The organism is Ensifer sp. PDNC004, from assembly GCF_016919405.1.
Lineage (GTDB): Bacteria > Pseudomonadota > Alphaproteobacteria > Rhizobiales > Rhizobiaceae > Ensifer.
The window spans coordinates 1,238,328-1,251,385 of record NZ_CP070353.1 but is presented as its reverse complement, the minus strand read 5'-3'; the positions used below and the strand labels follow the sequence as shown (position 1 = coordinate 1,251,385).

Here is a 13,058-nt window from a genome sequence, read left to right as displayed (position 1 = left end):
GCCCTTCGTGTATCCGGCTTCGTCAATGCGCTGGACCCGCCGGAAAATACGCCGTTGCGGTTGAAACCATGGAGCGCAATGTGTCCTTATGCGCTGTGCGCCGCCTTCGCGCGCACGCGCACCGATCTGTTCAGGAGCGATGATGCCGGCCGAGCCACTCTACAAACGCGTTCTACTCAAAGCCTCCGGCGAAGCCCTGATGGGCAGCCAGGGCTTCGGCATCGATGTCGCGGTCGCCGACCGGATCGCCGCAGATATCGCTGAGGCTCGCGCCATGGGCGTCGAAGTGGGCGTGGTTGTCGGTGGCGGCAACATCTTCCGCGGCGTGGCCGTCGCTTCCAAGGGTGGCGACCGGGTGACCGGCGACCACATGGGCATGCTGGCAACCGTGATCAACGCGTTGGCGCTCGCAACGTCGCTGCGCAAGCTCGACATCGACACGGTAGTGCTCTCGGCCATCGCGATGCCGGAAATCTGCGAGAGCTTCTCGCAGCGTGCAACGCTCTACCATCTTTCCCTCGGCCGCGTCGTGATCTTCGCCGGCGGCACCGGCAACCCCTTCTTCACGACCGATTCTGCCGCCGCCCTTCGCGCCGCCGAAATGGGCGCGCAGGCGATCTTCAAGGGCACGCAGGTCGATGGCATCTATTCCGCCGACCCGAAGAAGGATCCGACTGCGACCCGCTTCGACCGCCTGACGCATAGCGAGGTCCTCGAGAAGGGCCTTGCCGTCATGGATGTTGCCGCCGTGGCGCTCGCACGCGAAAATGCCATTCCGATCGTTGTCTTCTCCATTCACGAGAAGGGTGGCTTTGCGGAAATATTGACCGGCGGCGGTCGCGCGACCATCGTCACAGACAACTAAGAAGCTGCAGAACGGCCTTGCGGCCGGCGCATGATAGAACGGGAGTTTCCACCATGAGTGAAGGTGTTGACCTGAAGGAACTGAAGCGTCGCATGGATGGCGCCATTTCCGCATTCAAGAGCGATATCGCGTCGCTCCGTACCGGCCGCGCGTCGGCGAACGTTCTCGATCCGGTGACCGTCGAAGCCTATGGCTCGCGCGTGCCGCTCAACCAGGTGGCGAACATCACGGTTCCCGAGCCGCGCATGCTGTCCGTCTCGGTCTGGGACAAGCAGATGGTCGGCGCCGTCGATCGCGGCATTCGCGAATCGAACCTCGGCCTCAATCCGATCATCGACGGTCAGAACCTGCGCATTCCGCTGCCGGAGCTCAACGAAGAGCGCCGCAAGTCGCTCGTCAAAGTGGCACATGACTACGCCGAAAAAGCGAAGGTCGCCGTGCGTCACGTGCGCCGCGATGGCATGGACGACCTGAAAAAAGCCGAAAAGGATGGCGACATCGGCCAGGATATCAGCCGTTCTCAGTCCGAGCGCGTGCAAAAGATGACCGACGAAACGATTTCCGATATCGACCGCTTGCTCGTCGAGAAGGAAAAGGAAATCATGCAGGTCTGATCTGCTCGTGATCTGAGTCTCCTTTCGCGGACGCCTTATGCAAAACCTCACTTCCACGACCGTTCCGGAACATGTTGCCATCATCATGGATGGCAACGGACGTTGGGCGAACGCGCGTGGGCTGCCGCGCACGATGGGGCACCGCAAGGGTGTCGAGACCGTTCGCGCCGCCGTCAAGACGGCGGGCGAGCTGGGGATCCGCTACCTCACGCTTTTTGCCTTTTCCTCGGAAAACTGGAGCAGGCCGGCGGCGGAAGTCAGCGATCTCATGGGGTTGCTCAAGACCTTCATCCGCCGGGATCTTGCCGACCTTCACCGCGAGAATGTGCGCATCCGCGTCATCGGCGACCGCTCCAACCTCAGGGGTGACATTCTACCGTTGCTGGTGGAGGCGGAGGAGACGACGCGGGCAAATACCGGCATCACCCTTGTTATCGCCTTCAACTACGGCGCGCGGGACGAGATGACACGCGCCATGCGCCGTCTGGCGACGGAAGTCGCCGAAGGACGGTTGCGGCCCGAGGACATCACCGCTGAACGTATCTCGGCGACGCTCGACACATCGGACATCCCGGATCCGGACCTGATCATCCGGACCAGTGGCGAAGAGCGTCTCTCGAATTTCCTTCTGTGGCAGGGCGCCTACTCGGAATTGATCTTCGTTCCGGAACTGTGGCCGGACTTTACCCGAGAGACGTTCCTGGCGGCTCTTGAAAAATACGCCTGCCGCGAGCGCCGCTTCGGCGGCGTCACCGAGCCCACGCTGGCGGTTGGTTCCTGATGCAGACTGAACTCAAGCTTCGTATCGCTTCGGGCGTGGTCCTCGCAGCGGTGACACTGGCGGCGACCTGGTTCGGCGGCTTGGCATTCCAGCTTCTCTCGGCGCTGATTGCGCTGCTGGTGTATTATGAGTGGTCGACGATCACTGGCCTCCAGGAAGGGGATTTCCAGGGCAACGCCGTTGGTTGGCTGGCCATTGTCATCATCGCCGGCCTGATCGTGACCGGATACATCGGCTACAGCCTTCCGGTCCTGGCCGCCTTCGTCGCGCTCACCGTCCTTTGGGTAGCCCTGCAAAAGACCAGTTGGTGGCTTCCGGGCGGCATCGCCTATGCCGGACTGACCGGCATTTCGCTTGCCGCCCTTCGCGGCGCCGACGATCTCGGCCTGATGGCGACGCTGTTCGTCTTCGCCGTCGTCTGGGCGACCGACATCTTCGCCTATTTTACCGGCCGCGCGATTGGGGGACCGAAGCTTGCCCCGCGCATATCGCCCGGCAAGACGTGGTCGGGCGCCATCGGTGGCACAATTTGCGGCATCCTCGCCGGTGTTGCCGTCTTTATGGCTTATTTTTCGCTGCAAGATCTCCGAATTCCGATCATTGCGCTGGTGCTTTCCGTCGCCAGCCAAGTGGGAGACTTGTTCGAATCCTTCATCAAGCGCCGTTTTGGGGTAAAGGATTCCAGCCGTCTCATTCCGGGGCATGGCGGCGTTATGGATCGGGTCGATGGATTGATTTTCGCGTGCGTCGCGGCGTTGATTCTGGTCATGGTTCAGTATTTCGTCAGCGATGGGCGCCAGATCGCTTTCGGATCAGTCCTGTATAGCCTTTGAGCTTAGGCCCATGGGTGCTTGAGGAACGTTCATGACATATCTGTTTGATGCCCTTCAGATTCTGACCGGCTACGTCATCCCATTTCTTCTGGTGCTGACGTTGCTGGTCTTCGTACACGAGATGGGCCACTACCTCGTCGGCCGCTGGTCGGGTATCCGCATCCTCGCTTTTTCGATCGGCTTTGGCCCCGAACTCGTCGGCTGGACCGACCGGCACGGAACGCGGTGGAAACTGGCGGCGATTCCCCTTGGCGGTTACGTCAAGTTCTACGGCGACGAGGATGCGGCGAGCGTGCCGGACTACAAGCGCCTGGAGGCACTGGCGCCGGAAGAGCGCAGCCAGACCTTCCTCGGCGCCAAATTGTGGAAGCGCGCGGCAACGGTCGCTGCCGGTCCGATCGCAAACTTCATTCTCGCCATCGCCATCTTTGCCGTTCTGTTTTCCGTCTACGGGCGTCAGGTCGCCGATCCGGTGGTTGCGCGGGTGAACGAAAACAGTGCGGCTGCGCAGGCCGGCGTCGTGCCTGGAGACCGTCTGATTTCGATCGACAGCACGCCGGTCGTCACCTTCGACGACGTCCGCCGCTATGTCAGCGTCCGTCCGGAAATGCCGATTTCGATTCGTATCGAACGCAACGGCGCGATGCTCGATCTGTCCATGGTGCCGCAGCGCACCGAGCTCACGGACCAGTTCGGCAACAAGATGGAAATCGGCGTCATTGGTATCCTGACCGACCAGGAAGCCGGTAACTTCCGTACGGTCAGCTACGGTCCGATCGAGGCCGTCGGGCAGGGCGTCCTGCAAAGCTGGCATGTCGTCACCGGCACCTTCGACTATCTCTCCAATGTCGTGACCGGGCGGATGAAGGCCGATCAGATCGGTGGACCGATCCGCGTCGCCAAGGTTTCGGGGCAGATGGCGACGCTTGGAATTCCATTTTTGCTGAATATTGCCGCGATCCTGTCTGTTTCCATAGGATTGCTTAACCTCATGCCCGTTCCGGTGCTTGATGGCGGCCACTTGATGTTCTATGCGGTTGAGGCCTTGCGCGGAAGGCCGGTGGGCCCGGCCGCGCAGGATGTCGCCTATCGGATCGGCTTTGCCATGGTGCTGATGCTCATGGTCTTTGCCACCTGGAACGACATATCGATGTTCTTCGGCTAGCGTTCGGCCGGGGAAACGGCGAGGGGGATTTCGACGGATACTGTGAACGATTGGTTTTCAACGGCTTGCGACGAAAGGTTTTGTTTACGATAAATCGAGGCTGTAGTGGCCGTTAAGCCACGGTTCGAATTGAAGTAAACAGAAATTAACGAGCTGGCTTGCTTGTATGGGAAAAGCGGTTAAAACGGCAACCGTGACCGGAGTCGGCACGAAACTGCCGCGCGACGTTTGGAAAAGGTAAGATTTGAACATGAAAGCTGGTTCAAGGTTTTTGAACGCGGTGTCGGCGGCTGCGCTGTCAACAAGCATTGTTGTTTCCGGCGCTGGTGTTGGGTTGCTCGCAGGCACGTCCGTTGCAGAAGCTGCGGTCATCAATCGTGTCGAAGTTCGCGGCGCCACGCGCGTCAGCGCTGAGACGGTTCGTGCGAACATCACGATTGTCCCGGGCAAGAGTTTCAACAACACCGACATCGACGCTTCGGTGAAGCGCCTGTATGCGACCGGCTACTTCTCCGACGTCAGCATCAACGTTTCCGGCGGCACGCTGGTCGTCAGCGTCAGCGAGAATCAGCTCGTCAACCAGGTCGTCTTCAACGGCAACCGCAAGATCAAGGACGACAAGCTGCAGGGCGTCGTGCGCACGCAGCCGCTCGGTCCTTACAGCGAAGCGACGGTCGAGACGGACATCCAGTCGATCAAGGACGCCTATGCTGCGATCGGTCGTAGCGATATCACGGTGACGACGCAGGTCGTTCCGGTCGCCGAAGGTCGCGTCAACCTCGCATTCGTCATCAACGAAGGCGAGCGCACCAAGATTTCGCAGATCAACTTCGTCGGCAACGAAGCCTACAGCGACGGCCGTCTGCAGTCGGTCATTGCGACGAAGGAATCGGGCATTTTCTCCTTCATTACGCGGAAGGACGTCTACAATCCCGACAAGCTGCGTGCGGACGAAGAGTTGCTGCGTCAGTTCTACTACAACCGCGGTTACGCCGATTTCCAGGTCGTTTCCTCGGATGCGGCCCTGAATGAGGCGACCAACGAGTACACGGTGACGATCACCGTCGAAGAAGGCCCGCGCTACGACTTTGGTTCGGTTAACGTCGAATCGACCGTTGAGGGTGTCAATGCCGAAGAACTGAAGGGGCTCGTCGTGAGCCGTGAGGGTTCGGTCTACAAGGCCAAGGACGTCCAGGCGACGATGACCGAAATCTCGAAGCGCGTCGCTTCGGCCGGTTACCCGTTCGCTCGCGTCACGCCGCGCGGCAATCGCGATCTCGGCAACCACACGATCTCGGTCGACTACCTCGTCGATCAGGGCGAACGTGCTTATGTCGAGCGTATCGAAATCCGCGGCAATACCCGTACCCGCGATTACGTCATCCGTCGCGAGTTCGACATGGGTGAAGGCGACGCCTTCAACCAGGAAATGGTTGCGCGTGCCAAGCGTCGTCTCGAGGCTCTCGGCTACTTCTCGAGCGTCAACGTTTCGACCGCTCCGGGCAGCGCCGCTGACCGTGTTGTCGTGATCGTCGATGTGCAGGACCAGTCGACCGGTTCGTTCGGTATCGGTGCAGGTTACTCTGCCGGTAGTGGCGGTGGCTTCCTCGTCGAAGCTTCGATCGAAGAAAAGAACTTCCTGGGTCGTGGCCAGTACATCCGTGTTGCGGCGGGTCGTGGCGACGAAAGCCGCACGTACAACGTTTCGTTCACGGAGCCGTATTTCCTTGGCTATCGTCTGGCCGCAGGCTTCGACGTCTTCAAGAACGAAAACGACTTCGATGACGACAACTACAGCTACGAAGATCAGGGCTTCAGCCTGCGCGTGACCGCGCCGATCACCGAGAACCTGTCGACGACGCTGCGCTACAACTTCACGCAGTTCGACTACAGCGGTAACGTTGCGAAGCTGTCGTCGCCTTACGTTCGTGCGGTCGAGGGTGGCAACTGGGTCCGTTCGTCGGTTTCGCAGTCGATCACCTACAATACGCTCGACGATGCGCAGCTGCCGCATGACGGTATTCTTGCGACCTTCACGCATGAATTCGCTGGCCTCGGTGGCGACTCCGACTTCTACAAGATGACCGGTAAGGCCAAATGGTACTATACGGTCAACGACGAAGCCGACATCATCGCGTCGCTCGGCGGTAGCGCCGGACATATCTTCGAAACCGGCAGCGATCTCCAGGTTTTCGACCAGTTCCAGCTTGGCACCAGCGACATCCGCGGCTTCGAGCGTAACGGTATCGGTCCGCGGGACAAGGCAACGGGCGATGCGCTCGGCGGTACGACCTACTTCACGGCTTCGGCCGAGGCGACGTTCCCGCTTCCGGGTATCCCGCGTGACAGCGGCTTCCGTGGTGCGGTCTTCGCTGATGCGGGCACGCTCTACAGCAACCAGGTCAAGATGGCCCCGGGCGAGACTGTGCAGGGTAACAACTCGTCGCTGCGTGCATCGGTCGGTGTTGGTCTGATCTGGGCTTCGCCCTTCGGTCCGCTGCGTGTCGACTACGCATGGCCGATCGCCAAGGAAGATTTCGACAAGGTTCAGAACCTGAAGTTCGGCATTTCCTCGTCGTTCTGATAAAAAGCAGTCCAGAACTGCCAGAAAAGATCGTTCTGGAGTGTATATGGAACAGAACTGGTTTTTTCCGCCCCACGATGGGATCCGCCTGGGCGACCTGGCGGATCGAATTGGAGCGGAATTGGTGGATGTCGCGGTCGCTGACCGCGCTGTCCGCTCCGTGGCGCCGGTCTATCGGGCAAAGCCCGGTGACGTCTGTTATATGTTGTCTCGCAAGAGCCGCGCCGAGCTCGAGACCTGTGAGGCATCGGCGATCATTTGCGACAAGACGATTTCGTCTCTCGTCCCCGCCCATATTCCCGTCCTTTTGACAGCGCGGCCGCATACGGCCTTTGCGCTTGCCGGTACGTTGTTGCACGAGATTGCGATGCGTCCGGCACGCAATACGAGCCTGAGCGGGATTGCGCCCGGCGCGTTCGTGGACCCGACCGCGCGCCTTGAAGACGATGTCGAGGTTGAACCGACGGCAGTCATTGGGACCGGCGCCGAGATCGGCCGCGGCACGCGCATTGCAGCCGGCGCGGTCATCGGCCCGGGCGTGCGCATCGGCCGCGATTGCACGATTTCTGCGGGCGCCAGCGTGCTCTGCGCGCTCGTCGGCAACAGCGTCATCATCCATCCAGGTGCTCGCATTGGCCAGGATGGCTTCGGCTATGCGCCGGGTCCGAAAGGCGGGATGATCAAGATCGTCCAGGTCGGGCGGGTGATCATCCAGGATCACGTCGAGATCGGCGCGAATACGACGATCGACCGTGGCACGATGGACGACACGGTGATCGGCGAGGGCACCAAGATCGACAACCTCGTTCAGATCGGTCACAACGTCCGTATCGGTCGCTACTGCGGCATCGTCAGTGGGGTCGGCATTGCCGGTAGCACGAAGATCGGCGATGGCGTCATGATTGGCGGCGGTAGCGGCGTCAATGGCCACATCACGGTTGGTGACGGCGTCCAGATCGCCGCCATGAGCGGCGTGGCCGCCGATGTTCCTGCCGGTGAACGGTACGGTGGTATTCCGGCGCGCCCGATGCGTGATTTCCTGCGCGACGTCGCGGAAATGGCTATGCGGGCAGAGGAAAGACAGAAAAAGAAGAAGGGCGGCGCGAATGAGTGAAGCAGCAACGGTTCTCGGCACGGCGGATATTCAGGAAATCCTGAAACTGCTGCCCCATCGCTACCCATTCCTGCTCGTCGATCGCATCATCGAGATCGACGGCGACAATTCGGCGATCGGTATCAAGAATGTCTCGGCGAACGAGCCGCATTTCACCGGTCACTTCCCGGAGCAGCCGATCATGCCGGGCGTCCTGCTCGTCGAGGGCATGGCGCAGACGGCCGGCGCGATCTGTGCCCGCAAAGTCGGAACCGGCACGAACCTGGTCTATTTCATGACCATCGACAATGCCCGTTTCCGCAAGCCGGTCGTGCCTGGCGATCGCGTCGAATTCCATGTCGTGAAGCAGAAGCAGCGTGGCAATATCTGGAAATTTCACTGTGACGCAAAAGTTGACGGGCAACTTGTCGCAGAAGCTGATATCGGCGCGATGATAGTCAGCAAGGAAGACGCCTGAACATGATTGCAGCATCTGCGAAGATCCACCCGTCCTCGGTCGTCGAGAGCGGGGCTGTGATCGGCGAGAACGTCAAGATCGGCCCGTTTTGCTACATCGGGCCGAAAGTCGTTCTGGGCGACGATATCGAGATTCTCAGCCATGCCGTGGTGATCGGCCGGACGACTGTCGGCAAGGGAACGAAGATTTTCCCGAACGCCGTGGTCGGTGGCGATTCCCAGAGCGTTCATCACAGTGCTGTCGATACCGAACTTCTGATCGGTACCAATTGCACGATCCGCGAAGGCGTGACGATGAACACCGGAACCGTCGAACATGGCGGCAAGACGGTTGTCGGCGATAACAATCTCTTTCTCGCCAACTCGCACGTGGCGCATGATTGCCGCCTCGGCAACAACATTATCCTGTCCAACAATGTGATGCTGGCGGGCCATGTCACGGTCGAGGACCGCGTCATTCTCGGCGGCGGCTGCGCGGTGCACCAGTTCACCCGCGTCGGCCGTCAGGCCTTTGTCGGCGGTCTGTCGGCTGTCAGCTACGACGTCATTCCCTATGGCATGCTCAACGGCAATCCCGGCCTGCTCAGCGGCCTGAACGTTGTCGGCATGAGCCGGGCTGGCATCGATCGTGCAACGATCCATGTGGTTCGCCGCGCCTACAAGCAGATTTTCGAGGGGCCGGAATCGATCCGCGCCAATGCCGCAGCGATTCGCGAAGACTATATGGATTGCGCGCCGGTCATGGAAATCCTCGACTTCATCGGCGCCGAGAGCGACCGCGCACTGTCGTCGCCGCAACGCGGCAAGGCCTGACCGTGATGTCTTCTGCTGCGAGCCGCGCAGCGACTGGCGGCCGGCTCGCAATCATCGCTGGTGGCGGCGCGCTGCCCCACCATGTCGCCGAAGCAGTTCGTGCGCGCGGCGAAGATCCCTACATCATCGCACTCACGCGTGAAGCCGAAGAAGCCGATTGGATCGACTTCGACCACTCGGTTCTGGCGATCGGCGATTTCGCCAATATCAGCCGGACATTCAGGGAAGAGGGCATAGACCGCGTCGTCTTGTCCGGGTGGGTTCGGCGCCGGCCGGAATGGCGCGATATCCGCCCGACATTGCGGACCCTCGCAAAGATACCTTCAGTTCTAAAGACGCTGGTCTCGGGCGGGGACGATGCGGTCCTGCGCATGGCGATGCAGCTGATCGAGGCAAGCGGCGCGCATGTCATCGGCGTGCACGAGGTGGTTCCCAATCTCCTGGCCGACTCAGGCCCCATCGGTGCTGTGAACCCTGACGCTGACGACCAACGCGACATAGAAGCGGGTATTGCTGCGGCCAATGCGCTCGGCGCGCTCGACGTGGGGCAGGGGGCGGTTGCGGTCGGCGGGCGTGTCGTCGCGCTCGAGGGTGCCGAGGGCACGGACGCCATGCTGGAGCGTGTCGCCGTGTTGAAGGCGGAGGGGCGCGTTTCCTCCCGCCGGCGCGGCGTACTCGTCAAGCTTTGCAAGCCCGGACAGGACCTGCGTGCCGACCTCCCGTCGATCGGTCCATCCACCATCGCCCTTGCCGAGCGAGCTGGTCTTGCTGGCGTTGCTGTGGAAGCCGGGCGGGCGCTGGTACTGGAACGGAACGACGTGGTCAGTGTCGCCGATCGAGCGGGGCTGTTCGTCGCCGGAGTGGAGCGCGCATCCGGAGGCAACAGGCGATGATTGCGCCACGGTACAAGCTCGCTGTGATCGCCGGTGAAGTTTCCGGCGACCTTCTGGGCGCCGATCTCGTTCGCGCGCTTCGGGCGCAAAGCCATTCCGACGTCGAACTCGTCGGTGTCGGCGGCGAGGCCCTGGAGGCCGAGGGGCTGCGCTCGCTGTTCGACTATTCCGAACTGTCGATCATGGGTTTCACCCAGGTGCTCGCCCGTCTACCGAAGCTGATCATGCGCATCCGCGAGACGGCAAAGGCCATCATTGCAGCCCGACCCGACGCGCTTCTGATCATTGACAGCCCGGATTTCACCCACCGCGTGGCGCGAAAAGTCCGTGCTGCATTGCCGGATCTGCCCGTCATCAACTACGTCTGCCCGAGCGTCTGGGCCTGGAAGCCTGAGCGTGCGCCGCGCATGCGCAGCTACGTCGATCACGTGCTTGCCGTATTGCCCTTCGAGCCGGAGGCGATGGAGCGGTTGCAAGGGCCTCCGACCACCTATGTCGGCCATCGACTTGCAAGCGACGCCAATGTGCTTGCCGTTCGCGCAAGCCGCCAGCCGCGCCTTGCAGGAGCCAAGGACGGGCGTGTTTCGACCTGCCTTCTGCTGCCGGGCTCGCGCTCGAGCGAAGTCGGTCGCCTGCTGCCTATCTTCCGCGCGACGGTCGAGGAACTCGCTGCCCGCCATCCGGGCGTCCGCTTCGTGCTTCCGACCGTGCCGCGCCAGGAGAAACTGGTGCGGGAAATTACCGCATCCTGGACCATCCAGCCGGAGATTTCCGTCGGTGCGGCCGACAAATGGGCGGCGTTCGATCGGGCCGATGCCGCGATCGCAGCTTCGGGTACGGTCATTCTGGAACTCGCTTTGGCCGGCGTGCCCGTCGTTTCGACCTATGCGCCTGATTTCCTGGTAAAATTCCTGCACAAGCGCATCCGCATCTGGAGCGGCGCATTGCCCAACCTGATTGCAGATTTCCCGATCGTCCCGGAATATTTCGGCGAATCGATCCGTCCCGGTGCTTTGACGCGCTGGATGGAGCGGCTTTCCAGCGCAACGGCGCAGCGGGCCTCGATGCTCGACGGCTACGCGCTTGTGCAGCAGCGCATGGCGACCGACCATCCGCCGGGCGAGATGGCAGCCAAGATCGTTCTCGGCTATCTCGACAAGAGGAAGTCGTAAGATCTACCGCTGCCTGAGGGCGCAATCTTCATCGACGCTTTACTGACGATGACGCCCGGCGCACAGCGTGCGCTCGGGCAGTCTTGCGTTGCTGCTCATAGCGACTGATCACTACCGGCCGCAACCGTCGATCCAGCGCTGAAAAAACAAAGGCCCGGTCAGCGATGACCGGGCCTTTGTTGTCTGTGCTTTTGTCGGTCTCAGCGCTTGGAGACCGGCACATAGTCGCGCTGCGGAGCGCCGACATAGAGCTGGCGCGGGCGGCCGATGCGCTGTTCCGGATCTTCGATCATCTCGTTCCACTGCGCGATCCAGCCGACGGTGCGGGCGAGCGCGAAGAGAACGGTGAACATGGTGGTGGGGAAGCCCAGCGCCTTCAGCGTGATACCCGAGTAGAAGTCGATGTTCGGGTACAGCTTCTTCTCGATGAAGTACTCGTCGGTCAGCGCAATGCGCTCGAGTTCCATCGCCACTTCGAGGAGCGGATCGTCCTTGTGGCCGAGCTCGGCGAGCACTTCATGCGTGGTCTTCTGCATGATCTTGGCGCGCGGGTCGTAGTTCTTGTAGACGCGGTGACCGAAGCCCATCAGGCGGAACGGGTCGTTCTTGTCCTTGGCGCGGGCGATGAATTCCGGAATGCGGTCGGCCGTGCCGATTTCCGCAAGCATGTTGAGCGCCGCTTCGTTGGCGCCGCCGTGCGCCGGGCCCCAGAGGCAGGCGATGCCGGCCGCGATGCAGGCGAACGGGTTGGCGCCCGACGAGCCCGCGAGGCGAACGGTCGAGGTCGAAGCGTTCTGTTCGTGATCGGCGTGCAGGATGAAGATACGATCCATGGCGCGCGACAGAACCGGATTGACGACATATTCTTCGCACGGAACGGCAAAGCACATGCGCAGGAAGTTCGAGGCGTAGTCGAGGTCGTTCTTCGGGTAAACGAAGGGCTGGCCGATGTGGTACTTATAGGCCATGGCCGCGATCGTCGGCATCTTGGCGATCATGCGCAGCGAGGCAACCATGCGCTGGTGCGGATCGGTAATGTCGGTCGAGTCGTGGTAGAAGGCCGAGAGCGCGCCGACGCATCCGCACATGACGGCCATCGGGTGTGCGTCGCGGCGGAAGCCGGTGAAGAAGCGCGACATCTGCTCGTGCACCATGGTGTGGTGCGTGACGCGGTAGTCGAAATCAGCCTTCTGCGCCTTGGTCGGCAGTTCACCGTAGAGCAGCAGGTAGCAGACTTCGAGGAAGTCGCCGTGCTCGGCAAGCTGTTCGATCGGGTAGCCGCGGTGCAGCAGCACACCTTCGTCGCCGTCGATATAGGTGATCTTGGATTCGCACGACGCCGTCGACGTGAAGCCCGGGTCGTAAGTGAACATCTTCGTCTGCTTGTAGAGCGAGCCGATGTCCACGACGTCAGGGCCGATGGACCCAGATCGCACCGGAAGATCCGCCGACTTTCCATCGAGTGTTACAACCGCGGTTTTATCAGTCATCGGACCCTCCGTCTTATGGCAACGTGGCACACAGACGTGCCACGACAATGAACGTTGCGAATTTGCTATATGATTTATTTTCGACTGCCAAGCTGTACGAAAGGCAAATTGTGCGATGCGAAAATGTGCATATGGCGACGCAATAATGGCATGTTACGGCAATAAGTCCAAAGAGATCAATAAGCTCGTCCGATGATGGTGCGGTACCATTCTATATAGGTTTGCCGCTTTTTTCGGCAGATAGCGCCTCGGTTGCGGTTGCGAGACGTTGGTTGCAT

13 protein-coding genes are annotated in these 13,058 nt (G+C 61.1%); 11 read left to right on the top strand and 2 right to left on the bottom strand.

Annotated features, from left to right (window positions below):
- Nucleotides 1–142: 142 nt before the first annotated feature.
- From pyrH to rseP, 5 genes are read left to right on the top strand one after another with little or no spacing between them, the layout of a single operon-like run.
- Nucleotides 143–865: a UMP kinase gene (pyrH, locus tag JVX98_RS14275; RefSeq protein ID WP_043622205.1), complete on the top strand. Its 723-nt coding sequence runs from the start codon at nucleotides 143–145 to the stop codon at nucleotides 863–865.
- A 53-nt stretch (nucleotides 866–918) separates the two neighbouring features.
- Nucleotides 919–1,479: a ribosome recycling factor gene (gene frr / locus JVX98_RS14270; RefSeq protein WP_034796704.1), complete on the top strand. Its 561-nt coding sequence runs from the start codon at nucleotides 919–921 to the stop codon at nucleotides 1,477–1,479.
- Between the two features lie 37 nt (nucleotides 1,480–1,516).
- The gene (locus JVX98_RS14265) at nucleotides 1,517–2,260 is read left to right on the top strand and encodes an isoprenyl transferase (RefSeq protein WP_192446039.1); all 744 of its coding nucleotides are present in this window, start codon (nucleotides 1,517–1,519) and stop codon (nucleotides 2,258–2,260) included.
- Nucleotides 2,260–3,093 (top strand): phosphatidate cytidylyltransferase, encoded by an 834-nt coding sequence (locus JVX98_RS14260; protein WP_192446040.1) that lies wholly within the window; start codon nucleotides 2,260–2,262, stop codon nucleotides 3,091–3,093. The genes JVX98_RS14265 and JVX98_RS14260 overlap by 1 nt, the downstream gene beginning before the upstream one ends.
- Nucleotides 3,094–3,124: 31 nt before the next feature.
- The gene (gene rseP / locus JVX98_RS14255; protein WP_205239023.1) at nucleotides 3,125–4,258 is read left to right on the top strand and encodes an RIP metalloprotease RseP; all 1,134 of its coding nucleotides are present in this window, start codon (nucleotides 3,125–3,127) and stop codon (nucleotides 4,256–4,258) included.
- Nucleotides 4,259–4,342: 84 nt separating this feature from the next.
- Here the strand turns inward: rseP and JVX98_RS14250 are convergent, their stop codons facing one another.
- Nucleotides 4,343–4,567 carry a hypothetical protein gene (locus JVX98_RS14250; RefSeq protein WP_192447221.1) on the bottom strand — a complete coding sequence of 75 codons (225 nt, stop codon included), beginning with the start codon at nucleotides 4,565–4,567 and terminating at the stop codon, nucleotides 4,343–4,345.
- On the opposite strand from JVX98_RS14250, the gene bamA reads away from it, so the two are divergent.
- From bamA to lpxB, 6 genes are read left to right on the top strand one after another with little or no spacing between them, the layout of a single operon-like run.
- Nucleotides 4,509–6,842, top strand: a complete 2,334-nt coding sequence (gene bamA, locus JVX98_RS14245; protein WP_205239022.1) for an outer membrane protein assembly factor BamA — start codon at nucleotides 4,509–4,511, stop codon at nucleotides 6,840–6,842. The two genes, JVX98_RS14250 and bamA, sit on opposite strands and share 59 nt — an antisense overlap.
- A 46-nt stretch (nucleotides 6,843–6,888) precedes the next feature.
- Nucleotides 6,889–7,956, top strand: coding sequence for a UDP-3-O-(3-hydroxymyristoyl)glucosamine N-acyltransferase (gene lpxD, locus JVX98_RS14240; RefSeq protein WP_205239021.1), 1,068 nt, complete (start codon nucleotides 6,889–6,891; stop codon nucleotides 7,954–7,956).
- Nucleotides 7,949–8,413, top strand: coding sequence for a 3-hydroxyacyl-ACP dehydratase FabZ (gene fabZ / locus JVX98_RS14235; RefSeq protein WP_034796695.1), 465 nt, complete (start codon nucleotides 7,949–7,951; stop codon nucleotides 8,411–8,413). The genes lpxD and fabZ overlap by 8 nt, the downstream gene beginning before the upstream one ends.
- Nucleotides 8,410–9,225, top strand: a complete 816-nt coding sequence (gene lpxA, locus JVX98_RS14230) for an acyl-ACP--UDP-N-acetylglucosamine O-acyltransferase (protein WP_192447140.1) — start codon at nucleotides 8,410–8,412, stop codon at nucleotides 9,223–9,225. Before fabZ ends, lpxA begins: the two co-directional genes overlap by 4 nt.
- Before the next feature lie 5 nt (nucleotides 9,226–9,230).
- On the top strand, nucleotides 9,231–10,118 hold the full coding sequence (locus tag JVX98_RS14225; RefSeq protein ID WP_205239020.1) for an LpxI family protein: 888 nt from the start codon (nucleotides 9,231–9,233) through the stop codon (nucleotides 10,116–10,118).
- Nucleotides 10,115–11,290 carry a lipid-A-disaccharide synthase gene (gene lpxB / locus JVX98_RS14220; RefSeq protein WP_205239019.1) on the top strand — a complete coding sequence of 392 codons (1,176 nt, stop codon included), beginning with the start codon at nucleotides 10,115–10,117 and terminating at the stop codon, nucleotides 11,288–11,290. The genes JVX98_RS14225 and lpxB overlap by 4 nt, the downstream gene beginning before the upstream one ends.
- A 200-nt stretch (nucleotides 11,291–11,490) precedes the next feature.
- Here the strand turns inward: lpxB and gltA are convergent, their stop codons facing one another.
- Nucleotides 11,491–12,780 (bottom strand): citrate synthase, encoded by a 1,290-nt coding sequence (gene gltA / locus JVX98_RS14215; protein WP_034796688.1) that lies wholly within the window; start codon nucleotides 12,778–12,780, stop codon nucleotides 11,491–11,493.
- Nucleotides 12,781–13,058: the final 278 nt, after the last annotated feature.